The sequence below is a fragment of the Cryobacterium sp. TMT1-62 genome, from assembly GCF_004403145.1.
Classification (GTDB): Bacteria; Actinomycetota; Actinomycetes; order Actinomycetales; family Microbacteriaceae; genus Cryobacterium; species Cryobacterium sandaracinum.
Window position 1 is genome coordinate 1 of the sequence record NZ_SOGZ01000002.1, and the last position, 26,097, is coordinate 26,097.

The 26,097-nt window shown below is 69.6% G+C and carries 25 protein-coding genes; 6 read left to right on the forward strand and 19 right to left on the reverse strand.

Annotation, left to right across the window (positions count from 1 at the left end; all coding sequences use genetic code 11):
• A partial coding sequence (locus tag E3T34_RS00050; protein WP_134341757.1) for an AAA family ATPase occupies positions 1 to 2,590 on the reverse strand: 2,590 nt, incomplete at its 3' end.
• A 259-nt stretch (positions 2,591 to 2,849) separates the two neighbouring features.
• Between E3T34_RS00050 and E3T34_RS00055 the strand changes: the two genes are divergently transcribed.
• Both E3T34_RS00055 and E3T34_RS00060 read left to right on the forward strand, forming a co-directional pair.
• Complete coding sequence (locus E3T34_RS00055) at positions 2,850 to 3,254, forward strand: GNAT family N-acetyltransferase (protein WP_134341758.1); 405 nt, start codon at positions 2,850 to 2,852, stop codon at positions 3,252 to 3,254.
• 62 nt (positions 3,255 to 3,316) lie between these two features.
• Positions 3,317 to 3,664, forward strand: a complete 348-nt coding sequence (locus tag E3T34_RS00060; protein ID WP_134341759.1) for a hypothetical protein — start codon at positions 3,317 to 3,319, stop codon at positions 3,662 to 3,664.
• 192 nt (positions 3,665 to 3,856) lie between these two features.
• Here E3T34_RS00060 and E3T34_RS00065 read toward each other — a convergent pair whose 3' ends face one another.
• The 11 genes from E3T34_RS00065 to E3T34_RS00115 all read right to left on the reverse strand — a co-directional run bounded on the left by E3T34_RS00065 (position 3,857) and on the right by E3T34_RS00115 (position 15,802).
• Positions 3,857 to 4,708, reverse strand: a complete 852-nt coding sequence (locus tag E3T34_RS00065; RefSeq protein ID WP_241977289.1) for a DUF222 domain-containing protein — start codon at positions 4,706 to 4,708, stop codon at positions 3,857 to 3,859.
• Positions 4,709 to 4,733: 25 nt separating this feature from the next.
• Positions 4,734 to 5,150, reverse strand: a complete 417-nt coding sequence (locus E3T34_RS00070; protein WP_134341761.1) for a hypothetical protein — start codon at positions 5,148 to 5,150, stop codon at positions 4,734 to 4,736.
• 267 nt (positions 5,151 to 5,417) lie between these two features.
• Entirely contained in the window at positions 5,418 to 6,359 is a 942-nt protein-coding gene (locus tag E3T34_RS00075) for an Fpg/Nei family DNA glycosylase (protein ID WP_134341762.1), read from the reverse strand.
• A 33-nt stretch (positions 6,360 to 6,392) separates the two neighbouring features.
• Positions 6,393 to 7,079 (reverse strand): ribonuclease III, encoded by a 687-nt coding sequence (gene rnc, locus E3T34_RS00080; protein ID WP_134341763.1) that lies wholly within the window; start codon positions 7,077 to 7,079, stop codon positions 6,393 to 6,395.
• 135 nt (positions 7,080 to 7,214) lie between these two features.
• Positions 7,215 to 7,418 carry a 50S ribosomal protein L32 gene (gene rpmF / locus E3T34_RS00085; protein ID WP_066596228.1) on the reverse strand — a complete coding sequence of 68 codons (204 nt, stop codon included), beginning with the start codon at positions 7,416 to 7,418 and terminating at the stop codon, positions 7,215 to 7,217.
• Positions 7,419 to 7,420: 2 nt separating this feature from the next.
• Entirely contained in the window at positions 7,421 to 7,993 is a 573-nt protein-coding gene (locus E3T34_RS00090; protein ID WP_104171681.1) for a DUF177 domain-containing protein, read from the reverse strand.
• 11 nt (positions 7,994 to 8,004) lie between these two features.
• Positions 8,005 to 10,446: a DUF3488 and transglutaminase-like domain-containing protein gene (locus E3T34_RS00095; RefSeq protein ID WP_134341764.1), complete on the reverse strand. Its 2,442-nt coding sequence runs from the start codon at positions 10,444 to 10,446 to the stop codon at positions 8,005 to 8,007.
• Positions 10,433 to 11,998: a DUF58 domain-containing protein gene (locus E3T34_RS00100; RefSeq protein ID WP_134341765.1), complete on the reverse strand. Its 1,566-nt coding sequence runs from the start codon at positions 11,996 to 11,998 to the stop codon at positions 10,433 to 10,435. Before E3T34_RS00100 ends, E3T34_RS00095 begins: the two co-directional genes overlap by 14 nt.
• A 4-nt stretch (positions 11,999 to 12,002) precedes the next feature.
• Positions 12,003 to 12,974: a MoxR family ATPase gene (locus E3T34_RS00105; RefSeq protein WP_104103531.1), complete on the reverse strand. Its 972-nt coding sequence runs from the start codon at positions 12,972 to 12,974 to the stop codon at positions 12,003 to 12,005.
• Between the two features lie 86 nt (positions 12,975 to 13,060).
• On the reverse strand, positions 13,061 to 13,549 hold the full coding sequence (coaD, locus tag E3T34_RS00110) for a pantetheine-phosphate adenylyltransferase (RefSeq protein ID WP_104103054.1): 489 nt from the start codon (positions 13,547 to 13,549) through the stop codon (positions 13,061 to 13,063).
• A 57-nt stretch (positions 13,550 to 13,606) separates the two neighbouring features.
• Positions 13,607 to 15,802: an ATP-dependent DNA helicase RecG gene (locus E3T34_RS00115; RefSeq protein ID WP_134341766.1), complete on the reverse strand. Its 2,196-nt coding sequence runs from the start codon at positions 15,800 to 15,802 to the stop codon at positions 13,607 to 13,609.
• A gap of 95 nt (positions 15,803 to 15,897) precedes the next feature.
• Between E3T34_RS00115 and rsmD the strand changes: the two genes are divergently transcribed.
• Complete coding sequence (rsmD, locus tag E3T34_RS00120) at positions 15,898 to 16,476, forward strand: 16S rRNA (guanine(966)-N(2))-methyltransferase RsmD (protein WP_134341767.1); 579 nt, start codon at positions 15,898 to 15,900, stop codon at positions 16,474 to 16,476.
• Between the two features lie 7 nt (positions 16,477 to 16,483).
• On the opposite strand, the gene thiL is transcribed toward rsmD, so the two are convergent.
• Positions 16,484 to 17,491 (reverse strand): thiamine-phosphate kinase, encoded by a 1,008-nt coding sequence (gene thiL, locus E3T34_RS00125; RefSeq protein ID WP_233191531.1) that lies wholly within the window; start codon positions 17,489 to 17,491, stop codon positions 16,484 to 16,486.
• A 24-nt stretch (positions 17,492 to 17,515) separates the two neighbouring features.
• Here thiL and E3T34_RS00130 point away from each other — a divergent pair, with 24 nt between their 5' ends.
• From E3T34_RS00130 to E3T34_RS00140, 3 genes are all read left to right on the forward strand, one after another.
• Positions 17,516 to 18,031 carry a DUF3515 family protein gene (locus E3T34_RS00130; RefSeq protein ID WP_104171675.1) on the forward strand — a complete coding sequence of 172 codons (516 nt, stop codon included), beginning with the start codon at positions 17,516 to 17,518 and terminating at the stop codon, positions 18,029 to 18,031.
• A gap of 213 nt (positions 18,032 to 18,244) precedes the next feature.
• Positions 18,245 to 19,303 carry a YeeE/YedE family protein gene (locus E3T34_RS00135; protein WP_104103039.1) on the forward strand — a complete coding sequence of 353 codons (1,059 nt, stop codon included), beginning with the start codon at positions 18,245 to 18,247 and terminating at the stop codon, positions 19,301 to 19,303.
• Positions 19,304 to 19,338: 35 nt separating this feature from the next.
• Entirely contained in the window at positions 19,339 to 19,566 is a 228-nt protein-coding gene (locus E3T34_RS00140; RefSeq protein ID WP_104171673.1) for a sulfurtransferase TusA family protein, read from the forward strand.
• 28 nt (positions 19,567 to 19,594) lie between these two features.
• Here the strand turns inward: E3T34_RS00140 and E3T34_RS00145 are convergent, their stop codons facing one another.
• The 6 genes from E3T34_RS00145 to leuC all read right to left on the reverse strand — a co-directional run bounded on the left by E3T34_RS00145 (position 19,595) and on the right by leuC (position 26,040).
• A complete protein-coding gene (locus tag E3T34_RS00145) occupies positions 19,595 to 20,713 on the reverse strand; it encodes a D-alanine--D-alanine ligase family protein (RefSeq protein ID WP_134341768.1) in 1,119 nt (372 codons plus the stop codon).
• Positions 20,616 to 21,713, reverse strand: coding sequence for an NAD(P)H-dependent glycerol-3-phosphate dehydrogenase (locus E3T34_RS00150; RefSeq protein WP_104103030.1), 1,098 nt, complete (start codon positions 21,711 to 21,713; stop codon positions 20,616 to 20,618). Before E3T34_RS00150 ends, E3T34_RS00145 begins: the two co-directional genes overlap by 98 nt.
• Positions 21,714 to 21,732: 19 nt before the next feature.
• Positions 21,733 to 22,428: a 1-acyl-sn-glycerol-3-phosphate acyltransferase gene (locus E3T34_RS00155; protein ID WP_241973097.1), complete on the reverse strand. Its 696-nt coding sequence runs from the start codon at positions 22,426 to 22,428 to the stop codon at positions 21,733 to 21,735.
• A gap of 133 nt (positions 22,429 to 22,561) precedes the next feature.
• Positions 22,562 to 23,884, reverse strand: a complete 1,323-nt coding sequence (murA, locus tag E3T34_RS00160; protein ID WP_233191550.1) for a UDP-N-acetylglucosamine 1-carboxyvinyltransferase — start codon at positions 23,882 to 23,884, stop codon at positions 22,562 to 22,564.
• 98 nt (positions 23,885 to 23,982) lie between these two features.
• Positions 23,983 to 24,591 carry a 3-isopropylmalate dehydratase small subunit gene (gene leuD, locus E3T34_RS00165; RefSeq protein ID WP_104103024.1) on the reverse strand — a complete coding sequence of 203 codons (609 nt, stop codon included), beginning with the start codon at positions 24,589 to 24,591 and terminating at the stop codon, positions 23,983 to 23,985.
• Between the two features lie 3 nt (positions 24,592 to 24,594).
• A complete protein-coding gene (gene leuC / locus E3T34_RS00170) occupies positions 24,595 to 26,040 on the reverse strand; it encodes a 3-isopropylmalate dehydratase large subunit (RefSeq protein ID WP_104103021.1) in 1,446 nt (481 codons plus the stop codon).
• Between the last annotated feature and the right edge of the window lie 57 nt (positions 26,041 to 26,097).

Here is a 26,097-nt window from a genome sequence, read left to right on the forward strand (position 1 = left end):
CGAGGGCGGCGACGAGCGCGTCGCGAGGTCCGGTATCCGGCACCGGGCGCGGCCGGGCGCGCTGTTCGTCGCGCGCGGTGCGGGCCATCTCGCTCGCGGCCTCGAGGGCGGCGACGGCCTCGGCCTGCAGCAGGAGGGCGGCGGAGAGCCGACTCAGTTCGGCGGTGGCCGCCTCGAGCTGCACGGTGGCCCGGTTGGTCTTCTCGGCCTGCACGGTCGTGCGGGACTCGAACGCCCGCACCCGGGCGGTGGCCGCCTGGGCCTGGGTCTTGCGGGCGGACAGCACGACGCGGACCTCGGCGAGGTCGGCGACGACCTGCTCGAGCCGGGTGCGCACCGCAGCGAGCGAGTCGGCGGCCGCATCGCGGTCGGCGATGAGCTCGAGGCGGCTGCGCCGGGCCCCGGAACCACCGCACAGCACGGTGTCGCTGAATACGTCTCCGGCCCGGGTGATGACGGTGATCGGGAGGGCTGCGCGCCCGGCGGTCGCCACGCCAACGGTCGCCACGCCAACGGTCTCCACGCCAACGGTCTCCACGCCAACGGTCTCCACTTCCTCGGATCGGGGTCCGAATCGGTCTACGGCGGCTCGGGCGGCGTCGAGGTCATCGGCGATCGCCGTACGCCGGAGCAGGCCGAGCACCCCGGGTGGCGCGTCGATCACCGATTCGGCCCAGAGCAGCCCGGGCTGCACGGTGAGGTCTGGCCGGGTGTCGGGTGCGAGGACATCCGTCGTGCCGGTACCCGACGTGCCAATACCTGACATGCCGGTATCCGCCGTGCCGTCACCGGGCGCGTCGGCGTCGATCGTGCCGGCCGTCGCATCGCCGGTCGCGTCTGCGGGCGGGGCGTCGGCCCTGGCGTCTTTGTCGATCGTGCCGGCCACGATAAGTTCGACCCGGCCGAGATCGTCGGCACGGGCGCGCACGATGGCGTCGACGGCCGCGCTCCAGGTGTCGGCGAGCACGGCGTCGGCGAGGGAGCCGAGGGCGGCGGCGATGGCGGCCTCGTAGCCGGGCCGCACGCGCACATGCTCGGCCACCAGACCACGGATGCCCGCCGGGGCCGCAGCGAGCAGGGCCGCCGAGCCGTCCTTATGGTCCAGGGCGAGGGACAGTGCCCCCGCGCGGGCGGCGAGGGCGTCCCGTTCGCGTTCGCCGAGGTGCAGTTCGTCGCGCAGGCGTTCGACCTCGACCTCCGCCTGGGCGACGGCAGACCGGGCCGCGGCGGCAGCCTCGGCCGGGTGGATCTCGCCGGCGTCGACGGCGGCCGCGTCGAGCGCCGCGGCGTCCGCGGCGAGTCCGGCGAGGTGTGCCTCAGCCGTGTCGACCCGGCCACGGGCGGCATTGAAGGCGTTCTGCTGCCGCAGCACTTCGCCGCGCACGGAGGCCAGGCGGCCCGCGGCGGTCTCGGCCTGCCCGGTCAGCTGGGAGAGGTGGAGGTCGTGCCGGGAGACCAGCACGGCCTGGGCGGCGATCTGTTCGTCGAGCGCGTCGAGCCGGCCCCGGGCCTCCTCGGTGGCCGCGCGGGCGGCAGCCCAGGTGGAGTCGGCCACGTCGATGCGGCTACGCAGCGCGTCGATCTCGGCGGCGGCATCCGTCAGCATCGCCGTGGTCACGCTGGGGCCGGCGTCCACGGACTCGGCCTGCGAGCCGAGCAGGCCCAGCCGCTGGTTGGCGAGGGTGTAGAGGCCGCGCAGGCGCTCCTGCACGGATTCCAGGCCGAAGTTCGTGCGCCGGGCCCGGTCGACGGCGTCGCCGATCTGCTCTTGCTCGAGTCGGCGCAGGCGCCGCTGCCGGGTCTCGAGCTGTTCGGTCAGCACGAGTCGTTCGGCGTGCCGCTCGCTCTCGGTGCGGCCGTGCGCGTCGAGCGCGATACGCAGCGTGACCACGTCGTCGGCGAGGAGCCGGGCCCGGGCGTCGCGGGCGACGGCGGCGATGATCTGCGCCTCGCGGGCGATGTCGGCCTGGCGCCCGAGCGGTTTGAGCTGCCGACGGATCTCCCCGGCAAGGTCGCTGAGCCGGGTGAGGTTGGCCTGCATGCCGTCGAGCTTGCGGAGGGTCTTCTCCTTGCGCCGACGGTGCTTGAGAATGCCGGCGGCCTCCTCGATGAACCCGCGGCGCTCCTCGGGGCTGGCGCGCAGCACGGCGTCGAGCTGCCCCTGCCCCACGATCACGTGCATCTCCCGGCCGAGGCCGGAGTCGCTGAGCAACTCCTGCACGTCGAGCAGGCGGCAGGTGCGCCCGTTGATCGCATACTCACTCGCGCCGTTGCGAAAGAGGGTCCGGGAGATGGTGACCTCGGTGTAGTCGATCGGTAGCGCGCCATCCGTGTTGTCGATGGTCAGCGTCACGGCCGCCCGGCCGAGCGGGCCCTTGGTGGACGTGCCGGCGAAAATGACGTCTTCCATCTTGCCGCCGCGAAGGGTCTTCGCGCCCTGCTCGCCCATCACCCAGGCGAGTGCGTCGACGACGTTGGACTTGCCCGAGCCGTTGGGCCCGACCACGCAGGTGACGCCGGGTTCGAAGGCGAACGTGGTGGGGTGGGCGAAGGATTTGAAGCCTTTGAGCGTGAGGCTTTTCAGATACATGGTTTCGCCCCCTTTCGTCGCTGACTCGGGTCGCGGCTGCCCGGCGCGCCGCCCCCAGTAACGGTACCGGACACAGCCGCCACCGCCCGGTAGGCGCGGTCCCTGGCGGTAGGCGCGGTCCCTGACGAATTCAACGGAGATTTTGCCGATTTGGAGCGGAAACGGATGTCTCGGGCCGGGTTTGAGCAAAATCTCCGTCGAATTGGTTCGGAGCTGGGGCCGAACCCGCGTGGCAGGGGCGGCGCTACGCTGGCCGATCATGGGGACCTTCACCTTCGAGATCGACGAACTCGCCATCCCCCCCGCGCCGCAGGCTCCCGGCTGGGGCGATTTCGAGGCGGCAAACGGGGTGCGCAACACGGTCGAGGCGGAGGCGTATGGCACCACCGACCTGGAGCTGACCGCCGAAGAGCTCCTGCCGGACTGGCTCAAGCAGGCGTGGGAGCCCAAGCGCCTCCTCGTGGCCCGGTCCAAGGGACGCCTTGTCGGGCGCGGTCACTACGAGACCCTTCCGGAGGGTTCCGCCGAGCACGCGTGGTTGGCCGTGGAAGTGCTTCCCGAGTACCGACGGCGAGGCATCGGCTCAGCCCTCACTGCCCGGCTCGAGGCGATCGCACCCCGCCGGAATGGTTGCCCGATCTGGCGGTGCTCTACACGCGCATGAGCACGGATGCCCCGAGCGCCGGCCTTGCCGAACCGGAGCAGCTCTAGACGCCCGAGCGCGTCATGCAGGAGGAGCAGAAGGCTGCCGCCGGCAGGCGCACGGCGTTGACCTCGGCGGTGCTGCATGGCCCGAGCGGCCACCTCGTGGGATTCACCGAGCTGGAGGTGCCGGCGGAGTCCCGCCGCGCGGTCAGCCAGGAGGACACTCTGGTGCTGCGCGAGCACCGCGGCCGCCGGTTGGGGATGCTGCTGAAGACGGCGAACCTCGAGCTGCTCGCGGCGGAGCGCCCCGGGCATCCGTCGGTGATGACCTATAACGCTGAGGAGAGCCGGCACATGCTCACGGTCAACGAGGCCATCGGCTTCGTGCCGCTTGGTTACGAGGGAGCCTGGCGCCGCGACGCCCTCTAACCCGGCTCTCCGGCCCTCGAGCCTGCCGAGCCCTGAATTTCCGAACCCTGAGTCCCAGAGCCAAAGACCCAGATCCCGAGACCCGACAACCAAAAGCCCAAAGCCAAAGCCAAAGAACAAAAGACCGCAAAGCCAGCAAAAAGGGCAAAGCCGGCACACGTAGCAGAGGCGGCCAGCGCAGTCCGCCCCGGCTCAGTGGGACGCTCGCTTGCTCGGCAGCGCGATCAGGGTTTGGTCCGGGTCGACTTCGACCGATGGCCGGAGCCAGTAGTCGATTCCGGTGCGAATGATCGTCCAGTGCCGGTTATGCAGCAACAGGTGGTGCGGGTGGCAGAGCAATACCCCGTCGGCGAGGTCCGTGTAGCCGTTGTCTTTCAACCACTCAGTGATGTGGTGTGCTTCAGTCCAGGCGGGTGATCTGTCGCAATCCACCCACCGGCACCCGCCGCCGTGCACTCCCATGGCGGCGCGCTGTGCCTCGGTGAAGAGTCGTTCGTCACGGCCGACGTCGATGATCTGCCCGGTGTCGTCGAACTGGAAGCTTCGGGTTCCGGTGTCGCAGTGGAGCCGGTCGATCGTTTCCTGCGAGATCGGCTCGGGGTTGCCTTCGATCTGCCCGTGAGCGGCAGCTTCGCCCGCTTCCTCGGACTTCAGGGCTCCCGGCTGGCGCGGTTTGACGGCCTTTTCGGTCACGATGACCCGCACCGATGGGCGGCGACCGCCGAACACCCGGCCCTGATCGGCCTCGCCGGCGATCGTCAGCAGCTGCACGAGGGCATCGGCGGCGATCTGGTCCGTGGTGCGGGGGTCGTCCTGCATGCGTGTGGCCCACGCGGCTTTCGCCTTGTCGACGAAGCGCACCCCGCCGCGGCGAGGGCTGGTGATCGAGTCGAAGACGGAGAGCACGAACTCGCCGTCTTCGGTCGCGAAGAGGCCATTCAGACGCACCTTGCCGTTGCCGAGCCGGTAGACCTTCAGGAACCGGTCGTCGTGGGCCTGCTTCTCCCAGGCGGCAATGCCGGCCTCGTCGAGGCGGTCGCGCATGCGCCGCGCCAGCCTGAAGACCTGGTCAGTGTTCAGCGTCGACGCCTCGACGAGAAGCAGGGGTCAGGGCTTCGATGAGCTTGTCGGCGGTGACCGTCGCGTCGATCTGGCCGAGACCAAAACGGATCGACTCGGCCGCGTCGACGGAGAGAGCGTTACTGGGGACCGCGCGGGCGATCGGCGCTTGCCAGGGCAACTTCGCAACGAACTCCGCGACCTCGGCGGCATCAGCGTCCGGCGACTCCACGGCCGCCTCGACGCGCGCCTGCGCCGCCTCGGCACCGGCCATCATCGTGCCGACCGAGACCAGTTTGAACGCGTCGGTCTTGGTCGAGCCCGTCACCTTTTGGATCAGCGCCTCGGGCGAGAGGAATCCCTGCTGCGGGGCCAGACCTGAATGGCCGAGTTCGGGCCGGGACCGCCGGGCGATGGTCGCCGCCATCCACGCGGATCGCGTGTCGAGGAGGCGGCGGGCGGCCGCGATCTGCTTCTGACCGGCCAGCACCTCGGCGTCGGCGAGGTGCTCCTAGTCGGCGCAGGAGGAGTCCAGGCGGGCGACGGCATCCGTTGCCGCTCTGAGGTCATCTGCGGCGGTTGTCATGGTCCGCGGTTAGCAAAGATGGTGATTAAAGTTGAGAGTTATTCACTTGATATTCAAAAGAGTTTCGTATTTTTGTTCAACAGTCAGGCTTCTCGCGGGCAGCGAGCCTCAGCGCAGCCGTTGGCATCGCGGGCAGAGGTGTGAACTGCGGTTCATGAACTGCTGCCGCACGAGCAGTGTGCCGCAGCGGGGGCACGGTAGACCCTGCCGGCCGTACGTGTTGAGGCGGTGCGAAAAATATCCGGACTGACCATTCACGTTCACGTATTGCGCATCGAAACTGGTGCCGCCCTCGGCCAAGGCCCGGTTCAGGATGCTGCGGACCGCGCCGAGCAGCGCCCGCCCCTTCGCGGGCGACAGGGAGTCTGCCGGCTGCTCGTAGTGCACCCGGGCCTCAAAAAGGGCCTCGTCGGCGTAGATGTTCCCGATGCCGCTGATCAGGGTCTGGTCGAGCAGGGCGCGCTTGATCCCGGTCTTCTTGCGGGCCAGGGCAGCCAGGAAGAGCGGCGCCGAGAAGCCCGGATCCAGCGGGTCGCGCGCGATGTGCGCCACCTGCGACGGGATCAGCCCCGACCAGCCCAGGCCCGAACCGGCTAGTCCGTCCGCCCCGGTCGCGCCGCCTGCGAGCCCGGAGTACCCGGCCGTCAGCCCGTCGCGGGTGGGCTGCATCGAGTCCACGGCCATACTGCCGAAGATGCGCTGGTCGACGAAGTTGACCCACAGCTCGCCGTGTTCCGGGTGCTCGATCTGCAAACGGATGCGCAGGTGCCGGTCCGTGTCCGATCCGGGGCTGCGCAGCAGCACCTGACCACTCATTCCGAGGTGCACGACCAGGGCGCGCCCGGAATCCAGCGGCAGCCAGAGGAACTTACCCCGGCGGACGGTGGCGAGTACGCCCCGGCTCTGCAACAGGTCGGCAAAATGCCCGCTCGCGGAGTCATGGCGACGCAGGGATCGTGGCTCGAAGACCTCGACGCCGACGATCACGGCGCCGGTTACGGCCGGCGCCAGGCCGGCGCGAACGACCTCCACTTCAGGAAGTTCGGGCATGCGAGCCTTTCAGCGTCACGGCCTGACAGCAGCTCAGGGAGCGCTGAGGCGCGTCCAGGCGTCGAGTGCGGCGGCCATCTCGGCGTGCTTCTTGCTCGTGCCCTCGCCGACCGCACTGACGTCACCCACGGTGACGGTGGCGATGAAGATCTTGGAGTGATCGGGTCCGCTTTCCGCGATGGAATACACGGGAACCCCGGTGCCCAGGCGAGCCGCGGCTTCCTGCAGGCTCGTCTTGGGGTCCATGGATACTCCGAAGTGCCCTGGGTCACGGAGGAGCGGCTCGATCAGGCGCAGCACGAGCGCCGTCGCCGTCTCTCCGCCGGAGTCGAGGTAGACCGCTCCGATGAGCGCCTCGACGGTGTCGGCAAGGATCGACGACTTGTCACGCCCATTGGTGAGGATCTCGCCGCGGCCGAGGCGCACGTACGCACCCAAGCCGATGCCGCGCGCGATGCCCGCCAGGGCAACGCTCGACACCAGGCTGGCCCGGCGCTTGGCAAGGTCACCCTCGTCGAGCTGCGTGTACTCCCGATAGAGCATGACCGTCACGGCCTGCCCCAGAATCGAGTCGCCGAGAAATTCGAGGCGCTCATTATTGGGTATGCCGCCGTGCTCGTACGCGTACGAGCGGTGGGTGAGAGAGAGCTCAAGCAAGGCCGGGTCGATCTGCACGCCGAGAGTCGCCAGCAAGGACGAAACCTCGGGATCGACGCTCACGAGTGCCGGCTCAGCGAGTGCGCGCCGGGCAGATGCCGACCGAAAACACTGATGCCGCGTCTCAACGGAACGGGACCCTGAATCGGGACTCCCGGCATCCGTCGGCGCGGCATCAGGCGTTCGAGCACGACGAGACTAAACGTCGGCGACCTTGCGGCCCTTGTATTCCATGAACAGCGCCGTGCCGGCTGCGTCGGTGACGACCTTGGCGCGGTGCGGCAGGCTGTAGACAACTTTGCCGTTTTCCATGGTCTTGACCAGGGTGGGCGCTTCGGCCTTCCAGCAGGAACGACGTGAACGGGTGTTGGAGCGTGATTGCTTGCGCTTCGGGACTGCCATGACTACTTCTCTTCTCTATCCGTTTCAGCCTGGATGTCTTCATCCGTGCCGCTGCTTTCGGAAGCTTGGAATTCCATGAGCGCGGCCCACCGGGGATCGCGCTTTTCTTCGGGTAGGAACTCAGGGGCCTCGGCAAGCCGTTCGCCGGTCTCGGGGTCGAGACCTGGGCAATCCGGCCGGCAAACCGGCTGGAACGGCAGTGACAACACCACCGCATCCCTGATCAGAGGTTCAAGATCCACGTGGTCATCTTGAACTTCACTTTCATAAGCTTCGTCTAGAGAGTACGCGAAAAGCTCGTGAAACTCGACTTGGACCGGCAATTCGACGTCGATGAGGCATCTGCCGCACTCTCCGGCGGCGATTCCGGACACCTGGGCCGACACGAGGATGCCCTCGTGCAGGGTTTCGAGGCGCAGGTTCGCGATCACGGTAGAGCCGGCCTTCACGGCGACCAGGCTCTCGCCGAGGTCTCCCGGCACGACGATTTCGAGGTGTCGTTCGTGCATGGTGCCCGGGCGGTTGATCAGGTCGCGCACATCGACCTTGTACGGGGTCTTCTTGAATCTACTCACGAGGGAAGATTCTACGCGTTCACGGCTGGGCGTCCGATTCGTCGCTCGCCGGGGCGCCAGAGCGATGCCGGCAGCAGCGTCGCCCGCACCCGCAGGCGCCGGCCCGACACCGAATGGATGCCCCGGAGCACCACGTCGAGGTCGGCCACGCGTTCCGCCGCCCGCGCGGACTGCGCGTCGTCACCCGGTCGCCCGTAGTGGCTGCGCTCCGCTCCCACGAGGAGCCGGTCGAGGGCCTCGGCCGCGGCTCCCCCGCCCGGACCGGCGCCCTCCGTAACGCTCTCGGTACCGCCTACCGAGCCGATGAGAACCCGGAGCCGCGCGGCGAGCTCGCGCGGCGTCTCGGTCTCCCGCACGAAGACGCCATGGTCCACCGCCGTGTCGCTGACCTCACGCCACGCCTCCACGGCCCCGCTCTGCCCCGACAGGAGGCCCCGGCGCCGCAGCATCCGCCGGGTCACCCGGATGAGGGCCGGCAGAAGGAGCAGCGCGAACGTCCCGAGGACGAGCAGGCCGAGACGGATGATGCCGCCGCGCGAGTGCGCGGGCGAAGAAGCGTCGGCCTGGGCATCAGCGGCGTTCTGGCCGCCGAGGTCCTCGGGGCGCGGCGCGTCCGACGGGCCGGCCTGACCGGAATCAGTCAGCGGCACGGTGACGGCATTGTCCTGCGTGTACGCAGGCACGGCGCCGCGGCCGGGCGTGGGCTCGAAGGGCACCCAGCCGACGCCCTCGAAGTAGATCTCCGTCCACGCGTGAAGGTCGTGGGTGTCGACGCTGTACCGGCCGACCCCGGCGACGGAACCCGACGCGGACAGCGACCCGGGCTGGTAGCCGATCGCGATCCGGGACGGGATGCCGATCGAGCGGGCCATAGCCGCCATCGCCGAGGAGAAGTGCACGCAGTACCCGGTCTTCACCTCGAGGAAGGTGCTGACGACGTCAATGCCGCCACCGTCATAGCCGGCCTCGACGGGAGCCTCGGTGTCGTAAGCGAAGTCGCTGCCGCGCAGGTAGTCCTGCAGGGCCCGCGCGGCCTCGTACGCGCTCGTGGTGCCGGCGGTGACCTCACGCGCGGTGTCGCCGATCAGGGCCGGAGTCTCGGCTGGCAGCCTCAGGCTGCGCCGGATCTCCGCCGGATACGCACCCTCGGCTTCCCGCAACTGCTCCGCCGTCGGCTCCAACGTGAGCGCGGTGACGGTGTACTCCTGGCCGCGGGTCGTGTCGCCGGGGCTCGTGATGGACCCGGTCGCCTCGTTCCAGTACCAGGCGCCGAGCAGGCCGGTCACCGAGCGGGGCGGCGCAGGGGTAGGCAGCCACCGGGCGGCCAGGTTGTCGATGCCGATGGTCGTGATCGTCTCGCTCGTCTTGATATCGGGTGAGAACCCTGGCGGCAGGTCGATGTCGTCGACGGCGTTCGCGCGGCTCCTGGGCGCCTCCCCGGCGGTCCAGTTGCGGCCCGAGAATTCATCGAGTGTCAGCAGCCGAAGGTAGGGCGGCCGAGTCGCCGTGGTGCGGAAGTGCAGCACCGGTTCGGCGTCCGGCCGGCGCAGGTCCTGACCGAGGTTGATCATGGGGCTGACACCGTTGGCGAACAGCAGGCTGCTGCCCGGGCGCGCGCGCGTGAGGCTGCCCCCAGGCAAGACGGGCGTGGCGACGCTGACCACGATTGCCGCCACTATCGCGACGCTGCCCACGACGACCGCTCCCTTAGAGGAGCCGGGCACGTGGCGCCGCCCGGGCGCGACCGTGCCGGGCCCCGCTACGACCGGCGGGCCGGGCAGGCTGCCGGCTCGGCGCATCCGGATCTCGACATGGAGGAGCAGGAGGTAGGCGGCGGCCGTGAGCACGAGGGCCTCCAGGTTGGCCTCGTGGCCGAGGGCAAGCCCCGGCACGAGCAGCGGCACCAGCACGGGCAGTCCGGCGAGCGCGGGCACGCGCAGGATGACCGCGAGCGTGTCGATCAGGATCGCGATCACGCCGGCGCCGGCGCTGAGCAGGAACAGGATGCCGGCGGTCGCCTCGGCCGGCGTCGATTGCTGCTCGATGGAGACCACCCCGGAGAGCGCCAGATCGCGGAACCGGTCGATCGTCTCCCCGGTCGGGATCAGCCAGAGCCAGCCGCTTCCGGCGCCAAAGAGCAGCGTCAGGACCGCCACAAGAACCCCTAATCCAGCGAGCGACCCGAGGAAGACGGGCAGGCCGGCGCGGCGGAACCCGGCGGAACCGAGCAGGACGCCGGCGGCCGTGAACGTCATCAGCCACCACCAGCCCGTGCCCTCGAGCAGCGGCCCGAGGCCGGCGTCGGCCACGACCAACAGCAAGAGGAGTGCGAACGCGAGGGGCCACTCCGCCCGCTTGAGTCGGGCCGCGCGGGCGGAGGGGTCGCGCCAGGCGGTGCGAGTGCCCTGGTCGGGAGCGGCCTGGTCGGGAGCGACCCGGTCAGACGGCGTCATTCAGGGGCCTTCTCGCGCCGATAAAGTCCTCCCAGGCACGGGGGATGTCCGGGGTCTGGTGCACGGGGATGCAGCGCCAGCCGGCCTCGCGCAGCCGGCGCACGGCATCCGTTCGCACCGTGGGCAGCACGAAGGCCACCGCGGGGCGGCTCTGGGACACGAGGTCGGCGAGCTCGGCCAGATCCCGGTCGTCGACGGCGACGAGCACCGCGAAGGTCGGCAGCAGCCCGCCGGGCACCACGAGCGTGCTGAGTTTCGCGGCGGTCCCGGACTCGGGCGTACCTGGTTCGACGGATGCCGGGGGTCCGGGCTTCACTGCGGGGCCGCCGAACGTGTACGTCTGTTCTGCTTCGTCCTCGCCGGTCTCCGCCGGGTCGGGCGGGTCCGCCGGCTTGACCCCGGCCAGCCCTTCGAGCAGCAGCGCGACTCCGCCCGGCGGCAGGAAGACGGTGGGAGGGTCGCCGCGCAGGCCGCCGCGGCCGCCGGGTCGCCCGGGGGTGGCGTTCGCCTGACCCGGGCTCGCCAGTCTGCCGGACGAGCCCGAGCTGGGACTGGACAGGCTCGGTGTGGACAGGCTCGGTCCCAGCGCGACGAGGTCGAGCCGGTAGCCGGCCGCCAGCAGGTGCACCCCCACGGATGCCGCGAGCTCGACGGCCACCTCGAACGCCTGCTCGAGGCGCGGCCCGCCGAGATCGGTGCCGCTGTCGGCACCGGCACCAGTGTCGGCACCGACGACGGTCGGGCGGCCGCGGCGTCCGCGCAGCGCGGTGTCAAGCACGAGTCGGGCTCCGGGGTTGCTCTGCTCTTCCTCCTGCCGCACCATGATCGCGCCCAGGCGGGCCGTGGCCGGCCAGTTCACGCGGCGCAGCGGGTCGCCCGGCCGGTACTCGCGCGCGATCAAGGGGTCTGCGTTGTGGTTCAGGTGCCGGAGCCGCTCCGGAACGTCGCCGTCGTTCAGGGTGCCGGTGAGGCCCCGGCCGGCCAGGGCGGTCACCCGGGGCGTCACCGCCAGGTCGTGCGGCTCCCCCACGGCCCACTCGCCCGAGGCAAGGCCGAACGGATCCGAACGCCCGATCAGCACCGGGCCCGTTGCGTAGAGACCCCGCCGGGGCAAGCTGAACCGGTACTCGAACCTCACGCTGTCTGCACCGGTGTCCGGGCCGCCCTCGTAGCGGTCGAGGGCCGGCAGCGGCGTTCCGGCCGGCACGGTCAGTCCGGCGTCGCCGGCGTCCCGCCCCCGCACGGTGTCCCGCAGATGCAGGCCCGCCAGGGGCCGGGGGGAAAGGTTCCGCACCCCGAGCCCCACGACGACCTCGCCGCCGGCCGGCACGACCGGTGGGCGCAGCATCCGGGTGACGCGCAGGCGCACCGGATGGATCGAGACGTACCCGAGGGCGGCGACGGGGATGGCCAGGAGCACACCGGCGATGAACAGAAGGTCGCGCTGGTTCGTCAGCAGGGCGAGCAGCAGAAGGCCGGCTCCCGCGGCGAGGAACATCCCGCCTCGAAGGGTGACCCGGGGAAACCGGACGCGCCGCTGCTTCGCCGGCATGGCGTCAGGGATGCCCGGTGGCACCGACGGGAACGGGGGTGGCCGCCACGATCCGGCGAACGATGTCGTCGACCACCGGGCCGCTGTCCTGATGGTGGCCGAGCACCCGGCTGCTCGCCACGAGGCGGTGCCCGAGCACGGCGACGGCGAGAGAGTCGATGTCGTCGGGCAGCACATAGTCCCGGCCGTGCAGCGCCGCCTGGGCCTTGGCCGCCCGGATCAGCTGCAGTGTGGCACGGGGGCTGGCGCCCAGGCGCAGGTCGCGGTCGTCGCGGGTGGCCCGCACCAGGCTGACCGTGTACTCCTTCACCGCGGGAGAGGCGAACACCCGCTGTACGGCCGTCATCATTCCGCGCAGCTGGGCGCCGGAGACGACCGCCTCGATGCCGGCCAGCGGGCTCGACGTGTCTCGGGCATCCAGCATCATCAGCTCGGACTCGGTGTCGGGGTACCCCATCGAGATGCGTGCCATGAACCGGTCCCGCTGGGCTTCGGGAAGCGCATAGGTGCCCTCCATCTCGATCGGGTTCTGGGTGGCCACGACCGTGAAGGGCAGCGGCAGCAGATAGGTGGAGCCGTCGACGGTGACCTGGCGTTCCTCCATGCATTCCAGCAGCGCGGACTGGGTCTTCGGGCTCGCCCGGTTGATCTCGTCCCCGATCACGATGTTCGCGAAGATGGCGCCAGGCTTGAACTCGAATCGGCGGTCCACCTGGTTGAACACCGACACGCCCGTCACGTCGGAGGGCAGCAGGTCGGGGGTGAACTGGACGCGGCTGACCGTGCAGTGCACGGACTTGGCCAGCGCCTTGGCCAGCATGGTCTTGCCGACGCCGGGAACGTCCTCGATCAGAAGGTGCCCCTGGGCCAGCAGCACCGTGAGAGCCGTCGTGACGGCCGTGTGCTTGCCGTCGATGACGGTTTCCACATTGCGGATGATCGCACGCGCCGCAGCCTCGACGGCCGGAAGGTCCATCAGGGTCTCGTCGTCCGTGTCGGCGACAGGGCCGCCCACGTTCCCGGCGAGCGCCGGAACGGAAACCGAGCGCAGGGGCGACGTATTCACACGCGTGTCTTCTGCAGGAACGCCGCCACGGCCGGCGGCACATACGGGGTGATATCGCCGCCGAGCGCGGCGACCTGGCGCACCAGGGAACTGGACACGTGGGCGTTGGCCGGGTCCGGCAGCAGGAAGATCGTTTCCACGGCGGCGAGGTTGCGGTTCACGATCGCCATCGGGGTCTCGTAGGCCACGTCCACCTGTGAGCGGATGCCCTTGATCAGCACGCTTGCGCCGACCTCCGTGCAGTATTCGACGAGCAGCCCCATGCCCCAGGAGGCCACCACGATGTTGCCCGGCAGCCCGGCGTCCAGGATGGACCGCTGCAGCAGGGAAACCCGCTGGCTGATCGGCAGCAGAGCCGTCTTGCCGGGGTTGTGCACGACGAGCACGTGCAGTTCGTCGAAGAGACCGGACGCCCGTTCAATCACGTCGAGATGACCCCGCGTGACGGGGTCGAATGAACCGGGGACGACGGCGATCCTGCGCATAGCGATCACCCTAGCCCCAGTGCGTGAACGGTGCCTGAGCGCGCTCCGATCCTGCTGTCAGGACTTGGTGAGCGAGGCCCGCTCCGCGTCGTCGAGGCGCCGCCGCACCGCCTCCCGCAACGCCGGGACCGATTCGAGGTGCGGGTCGTGCTCGCTCAGGCGCTGCGCATGGCCTCTGGCCTCCCCGATCAGGTCGCCGTCGGTCGCCACCCTCAGCAGGCGCAGCGAAGAGCGGCCCCCGGATTGGTTGCTGCCGAGCACATCGCCCTCCCGGCGCAGCTCCAGGTCGACCTGGGCCAACTCGAACCCGTCGAGGGTGGCAGCGACAGCCTCGACCCGCTCGCGCGCGATGGTTTCGGCCTCCGCGCTCGTGACCAGGAGACAGAGCCCCGGCACGCCGCCGCGGCCCACCCGGCCGCGCAGCTGGTGCAGTTGCGAGACGCCGAACCGGTCGGCGTCCAGCACCACCATGGCGGAGGCGTTGGGCACGTCGACGCCGACCTCGATGACGGTCGTCGCCACGAGCACGTCGATCTCACCGGCCGCGAACGCGCGCATGGCCACGTCTTTCTCTTCGCTGGTCATGCGCCCGTGCAGCGGTTCGATGCGGGCAGAGGCCAGGGCCGGGATACGACGCAGTTCGGCGAGCACCATTTCGACGGATGCCGGCGCTGCAGCCTCGGGATCGACCTCCGCGCCTTCCTCGAGCTGTTTCGGGGCGATGGCCGGGCACACCACGAAACCCTGGCGGCCCTGGGCGAGCTCCTCCGCCAGCCGGGTCCACACCCGGGTGACCCAGCCGGGCTTCTCGAACACAGGCACGACGAACGTCTCGATGCCCTGCCGCCCCTCCGGCAGCTCCGCGATCGTGCTCACGTCGAGGTCGCCGAACACGGTCATGGCCACGGTGCGCGGGATCGGGGTGGCGGTGAGCACCAGCACGTGCGGCGGCACGGCCCCCTTCAGCCGCAGCGCCTCGCGCTGGTCCACGCCGAACCGGTGCTGCTCGTCGACGACGACCAGTCCGAGGTCGAAGAACGTGACCTTGTCGCCGAGCAGCGCATGCGTGCCGATCACGATCTTGGCCTGTCCGGACACCACTCGGAGCAGCGCCTTGCGGCGCTCTGCCACCGGCAGCTGCCCGGTGAGCAGGGTGGGCATCAGCGTGCCCGCCAGCTCGGGACCGAGCGACCGCACGATCGTGCGCAGGTGTTGGGCCGCCAGAACCTCGGTGGGAGCGAGGAAAGCCGATTGGCCGCCCGTGTCGGCGACGGTGAGCATGGCCCGCAGGGCCACGACGGTCTTGCCGGATCCGACCTCACCCTGCAGCAGCCGGTTCATCGGGTGGGTCTCGATAAGGTCGGCGGAGATCTCCGTGGCCACGCCCTGCTGGTCCGCGGTGAGGCTGAAGGGCAGGCCGGCGTCGAAGCGCTCGAGCAGGCCGCCGGACGACGCCACGCGCGGGGTGGAGTGCTGCTGCCGGGCGGTGAGCCGCTGCTGCACCAGGGCGCTCTGCAGCACGAAGGCCTCGGTGAACCGCAGGGTGTCCCTCGCGCGGCGCCAGTCCGCATCGGTTTCCGGGCGGTGGATCAGCTCGAAGGCCCGGCCCTGCGGCAGCAGCCCGCGCTCGGCGCGCAGCCCCGGCGGGATCGGGTCGGGCACCGGGCCCACGCTGTCCAGCAGGATCGCGATGGACTGCGCGACCTGCCAGCTGGCCACGGTGTTGGTGGCCGGGTAGATCGCGACGGGCTGCTCGATCCAGAGTTTGGCGGCCGCGGCATCCGTGGGCATCTCGGGTTCGTCGTCGGCGCCGGGGCCGAAGAGCTTGTAGGTCGGATGCGTGAGCTGCAGGTGGCCCCGGTAGTCGGTGACCTTGCCCGCGAACATTCCGCGCATGCCGGGTTGGAGCTGCCTGGCCCGCCAGGACTGGTTGAACCAGGTGAGACTGAGGATGCCGCGGCCGTCGGAGATCTTCACCTCGACGATCGACCCCTTGCGGGCTTTCATCGGGCGTTCCTCGACCGAGCGGATCTCCGCCACAATGGTCACGTTCTCGTCGAGCGGCAGCAGGCTGATCGACGAGAGCTCGCCGCGGCGGGCGTAGCGGCGCGGGTAGTGGCTGAGCAGATCGCCCACGGTGTGCGAGCCGAAGGCCTTGCCCAGGGCGACGGCCGTTTTGCCACCGACCACGGTGGCCAGCTTGCTGTCGAGGGTCACCGGGGCGAGAGTCTCCCCAGCCTCCGAATCGGTCATGTCTCGATCGTAGGCGGCACGTGCGACATGCGGCACCGCGTCGGCGCGAGTGCACCGCGACCGCGGCCGCCGACGGGCGATAAACTCGACTGGTTATGACGCGAATCGTCGCCGGGTTTGCCGGTTCCCTGCCCCTGGCGGTGCCCAAGACCGGCACCCGCCCCACCAGCGACCGTGTTCGGGAGGCGATCTTCTCCGCCCTCGACGCGCGCGACATCATCCGTGGCGCTCGGGTTCTCGATCTGTACGCCGGGTCGGGCGGGCTCGGCCTGGAGGCGGCCAGCCGGGGAGCGCGCATCGTGACCCTGGTCGAGAACAACTTCGGGGCCGCGCAGATGTGCCGCAAGAACACCGAGGCCGTGCTGCGGGCGGCACCGGGGCGGGGCGCCCCGAAGATCAAGGTGAGCAGCCAGGCCGTGCAGTCGTTCCTCGCGGCCACCGGCGAGGGGTTCGACCTGGTCTTCATCGACCCGCCCTACGACCTGGCCGAGACCGAGCTCGGCCACAACCTTGCCGCCCTGGCGCCGCTGCTCGACCCGGGCGCACTCGTCATCGTGGAGCGCAGTTCGCGCTCCCCCGAACCGGTCTGGGGAGCGGGCCTCGCATCCGACCGGCGCAAGGACTACGGCGACACGACCGTCTGGTACGCCTCCCCCGTGCTGCCGGCGGCCTGAGGCGCTCTCAGGCGACGGCGCCGTCCCAGCCGCGGTAGGGGTCCCAACCGGCCTGGTCGTGGGGGCGGCCATCCACCAGGACCGAGCCTGCGGCATCCGTCACCACGCCGACGGCGCGGAAGCCGGCCGGCAGCACGGCGCCCGGCGGGAAAGTGGCCAGCAGGCCGTGGTCCTCGCCGCCGCCGAGGGAACGCTCGACATTCTCGCCGAGGGCCGACCGGGCGAAGTCGATGCCCACGCCGCTGGCCCGGGCGAGGCGCCCGGCGTCGATGGCGAGTCCGTCGGACACGTCCAGCATCGCGGTCGCGCCGGCGCCGGCGGCGGCCGGACCTCGGTCGATGGGCGGCACCGGTGCGAGCTGCGCGGCGACCGCCTCAGGATGCTGCGCCCGCAGTGCGTCCGCCAGCGCAGCATCCGGAACACCGTTTTCGTCCACGGCGAGACGGAAGAGCAGGTCCAGGCCTCGGGCGGCCTCACCGAGGCGCCCGGCCAGGACCACGACGTCGCCTGGCCGCGCCCCGGAGCGCAGCACGGGCTCGCGTCCCTCGAGGTCGCCGAAGGCTGTCACAGCGAGAGTGAGGGCGTCGGACGCGGACAGGTCGCCGCCGACGACGCCGCAGCCGGGGGCCAGCGCCTCGCAGCAGTCGCGCACCCCGTCGGCGATGCCCTCGATCACCGAGATCGGCGTCGACGGCGGGGCGGCGATCGCCACCACCAGTGCGGTGGGACGGGCCCCCATGGCGGCGACGTCGGACAGGTTCGTCGCGGCGGCCTTCCAGCCGAGGTCGTGCGGGGACGACCAGGCGAGCCGGAAATCCGGACCCTGGATCATCATGTCCGTGGTGACGACGTAGCGCCCGTCCGGGGCCCGCATCACGGCGGCGTCGTCGCCGGGGCCGAGGAGCTGGGCCGCGGAGCCCGGCAGTCGCGGGAAGATCCGGGCGAGAACCTCCCCTTCGCTCAGGTCGGCCAGCGTCGCACTCATGGGGATCATCGCGCCCGCAGAATTCGTCATGCTTCAAACGGTAGCCTGAATGCAATGACTCCCCGCATCCGTTTCCTCCACACCGGCCTCGCGCTCACGCTCGTCGCCGGTACCGTGCTCCTCACCGGCTGCACGGCGGTCGTGCCGCTGGAACCGGCCGCGGATGCCGTCAATCCCACCTGCGCCGACCTCATCGTTCGCCTTCCGACCTCGGTGGCCTCGCTTCCGGAACGTGAGACGAACGCCCAGGCCACGGGCGCGTGGGGCACCCCGAGCGCGGTCCTGTTGCACTGCGGCGTTGCCGTGCCCCCACCGACGACGCTCCCCTGCCTCACGGTCAACGGCATCGACTGGATCGAAGACGACTCGGATGCCCCGCTCTACCGCTACACCACCTACGGCCGCGACCCGGCCACCGAACTGGTCATCGACTCGGACAAGGTCAGCGGGTCCACGGTGCTCGTAGACCTGGCGCAGGCCGTGGGTAACATCCCCGCGACGGGCCAGTGCCTCGGCGCCGCGGACCTGCTGCTGCCGACCGACGGCGAGACGGTGGCGCCCGCTCCATAGCCCGCCACCCTGCCACCCCGCCGTCCTGCTGCCCCGAGTCGACAGCTTTCGGGGGTTGCGGCCGCACGGACGAGTGCGGGTACGGAGTTGTCAAGTGTTACGTCTCATTTCGTTATGCCGCGACGTCTGGGAGCAGCGCCGCCGGCCGGCCCGTAACGTCGCTGGGGAGTCGCCGTCACACGGCGTGCGGCCTCTGATGGACGGGGACACGACATGCTTCTCACCGGACTCGGCCTGGGCGTCGCCCTGGGCTTCACCATGCAGCGGGGCAGGTTCTGCGTCACCGGCGCTTTCCGGGACCTGTGGCTCACGGGCAGCACCCGCTGGCTGACGGCCTTTCTGATCGTCATCGCGGTGCAGAGTGTGGGAGTCTTCGCCCTCGACGCTGCCGGTGTGATCACCCTCGACCCCCAGCCCTTCGCCTGGCTGGCCACGATCATCGGTGCGTTCATCTTCGGGTTCGCCATCGTGCTGGCCGGCGGATGCGCCACGGGCACCTACTACCGCGCCGGCGAGGGTCTGGTGGGCAGCTGGTTCGCCCTGATCTTCTACGCCCTCTTCTCCGCCATCTCGAAGACGGGCGCGCTGTCCGCTCCGGTCGCGGCGCTGCGCGGTATCACCGTGGAGGCTTCCACCATCCACGGCGTCCTCGGCATCTCACCGTGGGTGCTGGTCGCGGTGCTCGTCACCGGCGTCGGCCTGCTCGCCCGGCACCACCTGCGGCTGCGGTCGTCCCTGCCGGTCGCGTCGCTCCCGGCCCGCACGAGCGGCATCCGGCATCTCCTGTTCGAGAAGAAATGGGGCGCGTTCACCACCGCCCTGATCATCGCGCCGCTCGCCATCCTCGCCTGGCCGCTCAGCTGGGCAACCGGGCGCGAGTCCGGGCTCGGTATCACCGGGCCGTCCTCGAACATCGTCAACTACCTCGTGCGCGGCGATCCCCAGTTGATCGACTGGGGAGTGTACCTGGTGATCGGCATCCTGCTCGGCTCGTTCATCGCAGCCAAGGGCAGCGGCGAGTTCCGGGTGCGGCTGCCCGATGTCACCACCACCATCCGCAGCATCCTCGGCGGGGTGCTGATGGGCGTCGGAGCCAGCCTGGCCGGCGGCTGCACCATCGGCAACGGCATGGTCGACACCGCCACCTTCGGCCTCCAGGGCTGGGTGGCGCTGGTGTTCATGATCATCGGCACCGGCGCCGCGACGCGCCTCTTCATCACCGGGTCCGCGCGGGTAGGGGTCTCCCCCGCTCGCGTTCCGGCCAACCAGTAGCAACCCCGCAGCCAACCAGGAGAAAGAAGCCCGACATGGCACAGTACGTACTTGAGACCGACGGTCAGGTCTGCCCGTTCCCGCTCGTGGAGGCCGGAGCCGCAATCGAAAAGCTCGACCTCGGCGACGAGCTCACCATCAACTTCGACTGCACGCAAGCGACGGACGCCCTGCCACGCTGGGCGGCGGAGAGCGGCTACCCGGTCACCCACTTCGATCGCGTCGGGGACGCCCACTGGACCATCACGGTGCAGAAGGCCTGATCGCCGCGCCGGGCGCGCGGCTGGGCGGCTAGACCGCCAGGTGCAGCGCGGCCGGCGCGGCGCGGTGGGCGATCGCCACCTCGATCAGCTCATCAATCAACTGCGGGTAGGTGAAGCCACTGGCCAGCCAGCAGCTCGGGAACATCGAGATGGGGGTGAACCCGGGCATGGTGTTGATCTCGTTGATCACCCAGCCGTCATCGGTGAGGAAGAAGTCCACCCGCGCCAGGCCGGCGCCGTCGATCGCGTCGAACGCGCGGATGGCCAGGGCCTGCATCTGGGCGAGTTCCTCGGAGGTGAGGTCGGCCGGGCAGACCAGGTCGATGCCGGACGCACCGAGGTACTTGGCGGCAAAGTCGTAGAAGTCCCGCCCGGTGACCCGCACCTCGCCGGCGACGGATGCCCGCGTCGGCTCCCCAGGACGCCCCTGCAGCACCGCGATCTCGAGTTCGCGTCCGCGCAGCCCGGCCTCGATCAGAACCTTGCTGTCCTCGAGCAGAGCAACCCGCATCGCCTCGGCGAGCTGGTCCAGGGTCGACACCCGACTCACGCCTACGCTCGACCCCGCCCGAGCCGGCTTCACGAACACGGGCAGCCCGAGCTCCTCGGCCGCCGCGAACGCCATCCCGGGAGCCTCGGCCCAATCGCCGGCGGTGATGGTACGCCACGGGGCGACCGGGAGGGCAGCCTGCTGGAAGACGGTCTTGGTGAAGTGCTTGTCCATTCCGAGCGCCGACGCGAGCACGCCTGAGCCCACGTAGGGCAGCCCGACGAGTTCGAGTAGCCCCTGCACGGTGCCGTCCTCGCCGAACGGGCCGTGCAGGATCGGGAAGACCAGGTCGACGTTACCGAGCGAACGATAGCCGGCGCCGTCACTGACGGTCAGCTGGCGGCTAAGGCTGCTCTCCGGCCAACGGATGCGGGTGCCGTTGTCGAAGACCTCCGGCAGTTCGTCCGCGTCCAATGTGAACCGGGCCGGGTCATCCGCTTCGAGCACGAAGGCTCCGTCACGGGTGATGCCGACCGGAATGACGTGGTAGCGATCGCGGTCAATCGCCGCCAGGACGCCGCCCGCTGTGGCGCAACTGATCGAATGTTCGCTTGACCGACCCCCAAAGAGCAGCGCCACCGTGAGCTTGTTCGTCATCAATCGTCCTTTCGCCCTGCGGCTCCGCTGAGTCCGTGGTCAGGTGCGGGGCGAGATCCCGCGGTTTCAGAGTACCGGCCAGCACCTGGCGGACCTGCTCAACGATGGGCATGTCCACCCCCTTGGCGCGGGCGAGATCGAGAATGGGGCCGACGGACGCAAGACCCTCGGTGGTCTGCTGCATCTGCTTGACGACGTCGTTGATGCCGTAGCCCTGGCCGAGGAGCCGGCCGGCGGTGTTGTTGCGCGACAGCGGCGACTGGCAGGTCGCGATCAGGTCGCCCAGGCCGGCCAGGCCAGCCAGCGTTTCCGGATGCGCGCCGTAGGCCACCGCGAAATCGGTCATCTCAACGAGACCGCGGGTGATGATCGACGCCTTCGTGTTCTCCCCGTAGCCGACGCCGTCGACGATGCCGATGGCCACGGCGATGAGGTTCTTCAGCACGCCGCCGAATTCGGTGCCGATGACATCCGTGTTGACGTAGGAGCGGAAGTAGCGGTTGCGGGCCAGCATGGCAACGGCCTGCGCGGTCTCGAGGCTGTTCGAGGAGACCACGGCCGCCGTCGGCTGTTCCTTGGCGATTTCCAGGGCCAGGTTGGGTCCGGAGATCGCCGCGATCAGGTCGGGGTTGATCGGCAGGATCTCGGCGATGATCTGACTCATGCGCAGGCCGGACCCGCGCTCGACGCCCTTCATCAACGACACCACGATGGCGCCGGGAGCCAGGAACGGCTCAGCCAGGATCAGGTTCTCGCGCAGCGACTGGCTCGGCACCGATACGAACACCTGCTCGGCGCCGGCGAGGGCCAGGTCGAGCCTCGCGGTGGCCCGCAGGCCCTCCGGCAGGTTGATGCCGGGCAGGTAGTCGCTGTTGCGCCGGGCCTCGGTGATCTCGCGGGCGAGCTCGGGACGGCGGGCCCACAGCACGACGTCGGCCCCGCCGTCGGCCAGGATCTTGGCGAACGTGGTGCCCCAGCTGCCGGCACCGAGAACGGCCACCCGTTTGCCTGGCTGAACCTTAGGCTTCAAAACGGCCGGTCTCTTTCTGATCGTGCTCGGTCGGGTTCCAGCGCTTGGACGGCGCCGTCTCACCCCGAAGATCTTCGAGCAACTGGGTGATGGCGGCCATGACGAGCGTGGTGGCCTCGTTGAGCGTCGCCGGGTCGAGGTTGCGGCCCCGGAACTGCGCCAGGTCGAGCGGGTCACCGATCTTGACCAGCACGGTCTTGCGCGGGAATAGGTTCAGCCGCTTCGAGTAGCGCGGCATGATCGCCTGCGCTCCCCAGTGGGCCACCGGCACGATCGGGATACCCTGCTCGAGAGCGATCCGCACAGCGCCGGTCTTGCCACGCATCGGCCACAGCGCGGGGTCCCGGGTCAGCGACCCCTCCGGGTAGACGACGACCATCTGGCCACGTTCGACCAGTCGCTCGGCCGCCTTCACGGGCTCGCTGCCGCGCACGCTGCCGCCGCGCTGCACCGGGATCTGTCCCGACTTGTGCAGCAGCCACCCGATCACCGGGATTTTGAAGACGGATGCCTTCGCCATGAACCGGGGCGCGCGCCCCATATTCCAGCTCATTACCCCCATCAGAAGCGGGTCGATCTCGCTGAAGTGGTTGGGCGCCATCACGAACGCCCCCGAACGGGGGAACTTCGCGGCGTCGGTGACCTTATACCGCACGGCGAGATTGATCACCGGAAGGATCATCATCGCCAGCACCCAGAACACGGATGGCCGCCGGGTCTCCGAACGCTCCCGCCCGGGGTTCACGACGTCACGGGAGATGTGGGTCTGGGGCGTTGGATCGGACACGGACGCTGGATCGGATGCTGGCACAGCCCCATTATCCTTCGAGATCGAAGTCAGCCCCCAACAGTTGAAGCTTGGTGATGAAGTTCTCGTAGCCGCGGCTGATGATTCCGACGTTGCTGACGGTGGAGGTTCCCTTCGCGGTCAGCGCCGCGATCAGGTGGCTGAAGCCGCCGCGCAAATCGGGAACCTCGATGTCGGCGCCGGTCAGTTTCGTCGGCCCGGTGATCACGGCCGAATGGTTGAAGTTGCGCTGGCCGAACCGGCAGGGGTGCCCGCCGAGGCATTCCCGGTGGATTTGAATGGTGGCGCCCATCTCGACGAGAGCGTCCACGAAGCCGAAGCGCTGCTCGTAGACGGTCTCGTGCACGATCGAGACGCCGTGCGCGTGGGTCAAGGCGATCACGAGCGGCTGCTGCCAATCCGTCATGAAGCCGGGGTGCACATCCGTCTCGATGATGACGGGCTTGAGGTCGCCGCCCGGGTGGTAAAAACGGATGCCGTCGTCTTCGATGTCAAACGCCCCGCCGACCTTGCGGAACACGTTCAGGAACGTCAACATCTCGGGCTGGCGTGCGCCGCCGACGAAGATGTCGCCGTCGGTGGCCAGGGCCGCTGCCGCCCAGCTGGCCGCCTCGTTCCGGTCGAACAGGGCGCGGTGGTTGTAGCCCTCGAGGCGCTCGACGCCCTCGATCCGGATCACCCGGTCGGTGTCGACCGTGATGATGGCGCCCATCTTCTGCAGGATGTTGATGAGATCCATGATCTCGGGCTCGATCGCCGCGCCCTTGAGCTCGGTGATGCCCTCCGCGCGCACGGCGGTCAGGAGTACCTGCTCGGTCGCGCCGACGCTCGGGTAGGGCAGGGATACCTTGGTGCCCTTGAGCCCGTTGGGCGCGGACATCCGGATGCCGTTGGGCTGCTTCTCGACGACGGCGCCGAACTTGCGCAGCACGTCCAGGTGGTAGTCGATCGGGCGGTCGCCGATGCGGCAGCCGCCCAGATCGGGGATAAACGCCTCCCCGAGGCGGTGCAGCAGAGGGCCGCAGAACAGGATCGGGATGCGCGAGGAACCGGCGTACGCGTCGATCGCCGCGAAATGCGCGCTCTCGACGTCGACCGGGTCGAGCAGCAGTTCGCCGGGCTCAGCGCCGTCGGTGACCTTGACGCCGTGCACTTCGAGCAGCTGGCGCACGATGCGCACGTCGCTGATGTTCGGCACGTTTTTGAGCGTGCTGGGACTCTCACCGAGAAGGGCCGCGACCATGGCCTTGGTGACCAGGTTCTTCGCGCCTTTCAGTTCGATCCGGCCGACCAGGGGGATGCCACCGCGGATGGTGATCCGGTCGCCCTGCAGCCCGACGGCCGCGCCCCAGTTCTGGGCGTTCTCGCGGTTCTGCGCGTCCGACCGGTTCTGGTCGTCTTCACGGTCCTGGGTGTTTTCGCTGATGGTGCTCACAAACGTACCTGCCTTGCGGGGAGAGTGCGGGGCCGCCATGGCTCCCGGTGGGATTCGAATTCTGCGATCCGCGCTTCATCGCGCAGGGTGAGTCCGATGTCGTCGAGGCCCTCGAGGAGGCGCCACCGGGTATAGTCATCTATCTCGAACGGAACGGTGAGGCCGCCCACGCGGGCGGTCCTCGACACGAGGTCGACCGTCAGTTCGACTCCGGGACAGGCCTCGATGATGTCCCACAGGCGCTGGGCGTCGGCCTCGGAGATCTGGCCGGCGAGCAGACCCTGCTTGCCGGAGTTGCCGCGGAAGATGTCGCCGAAGCGGGGGCTGAGGACCACGTCGAAGCCGTAGTCGCGTAGCGCCCAGACGGCGTGCTCCCGCGAAGAGCCGGTGCCGAAGTCGGCGCCGGCCACGAGCACGCGGGCACCCTCGTAGGCCGGATTGTTGAGTACGAAGTCGGGGTCGGCGCGCCAGCGGGCGAAGAGGGCGTCTTCGAAGCCGGTCTTGGTGACGCGCTTGAGGTAGACGGCGGGGATGATCTGGTCGGTGTCGACGTTGGAGCGGCGCAGTGGAAGCGCGATGCCCGTGACGGTTGTGAACTTTTCCATTACTTACTCGTCTCCATCCTGGACCAGGTCCCACGGGCTCGAAAGCGTACCGCGGATGGCGGTCGCCGCCGCGACCAGCGGGGAGACGAGGTGCGTGCGCCCGCCCTTGCCCTGACGGCCCTCGAAATTGCGGTTGCTCGTGGAAGCGCACCGCTCGCCGGGAGCGAGCTGGTCGGGGTTCATGCCGAGGCACATCGAACAGCCGGCGAAGCGCCATTCGGCGCCGAAGTCGATGAAGATCTTATCGAGGCCCTCCGCCTCGGCCTCGATGCGCACCCGCGCAGAACCGGGCACCACCAGCATCCGCACGCCGGGGGCCAAACTATGGCCCTGGATGATGTTGGCGGCGGCGCGCAGGTCCTCGACCCGGCTGTTGGTGCAGGAGCCGAGGAAGACGGTGTCTACCCGGATCTCCTTCATCGGGGTGCCAGCCGCCAGGTCCATGTACTCGAGGGCGCGTTCGGCGGCCGAGCGCTCGTTGGCGTCGATGATTCCGGACGGGTCCGGCACGGTATCGCTCAGGGACACGCCCTGTCCGGGGTTGGTGCCCCAGGTCACGAAGGGTTCGAGAGTGTCGGCGTCGAGCAGCACCTCGGCGTCGAACACAGCGCCGTCGTCGGTGGCGAGGGTGTCCCAGTAGCCGACCGCGTCGAGCCAATCCTGGCCTTCCGGGGCGTGTGCGCGACCCTGAAGGTAGTCGTAGGTGATCGCATCCGGGGCCACCATGCCCGCGCGGGCGCCGGCCTCGATCGACATGTTGCAGATGGTCATGCGACCCTCCATGGAGAGGGCGCGGATGGCGCTGCCGCGGTATTCGAGCACGTAGCCCTGGCCACCGCCGGTGCCGATCTTCGCGATCACGGCGAGGATGATGTCCTTGGCCGTCACGCCGGGGCGGAGAGTGCCGTCGACGGTGATCGCCATGGTCTTGAAGGGTGTCAGAGGCAGAGTCTGGGTGGCCATCACGTGCTCTACCTCGCTTGTGCCGATGCCGAGCGCCATGGCCCCGAAGGCGCCGTGGGTGGAGGTATGCGAGTCGCCGCAGACGACGGTGATGCCCGGCTGGGTCAGTCCCAGCTGCGGTCCGACGACGTGCACGATGCCCTGCTCGATGTCGCCGAGCGAGTGCAGGCGAATGCCGAATTCCTCGCAGTTGCGCCGCAACGTCTCGATCTGGGTGCGGCTGGTGAGGTCGGCGATGGGCCGGTCGATCGCCAGGGTCGGCGTGTTGTGGTCTTCCGTGGCGATGGTGAGATCGGGGCGGCGCAGAGGGCGTCCGGCCAAGCGCAATCCGTCGAAAGCCTGCGGGCTGGTGACCTCGTGCACGAGGTGCAGGTCGATGTAGATCAGGTCGGGCGTGCCGTCTTCGCCCTTGGCGACGAGGTGTTTGTCCCAAACCTTTTCGGCCAGAGTACGCGGACGTTCTTCCAGCAGTGGTGCGTCAGTCATGTGTGTGCGTCTTCCTCAACGATGGGTATGCAGCCAACCAGAAACTCCACGACGAGA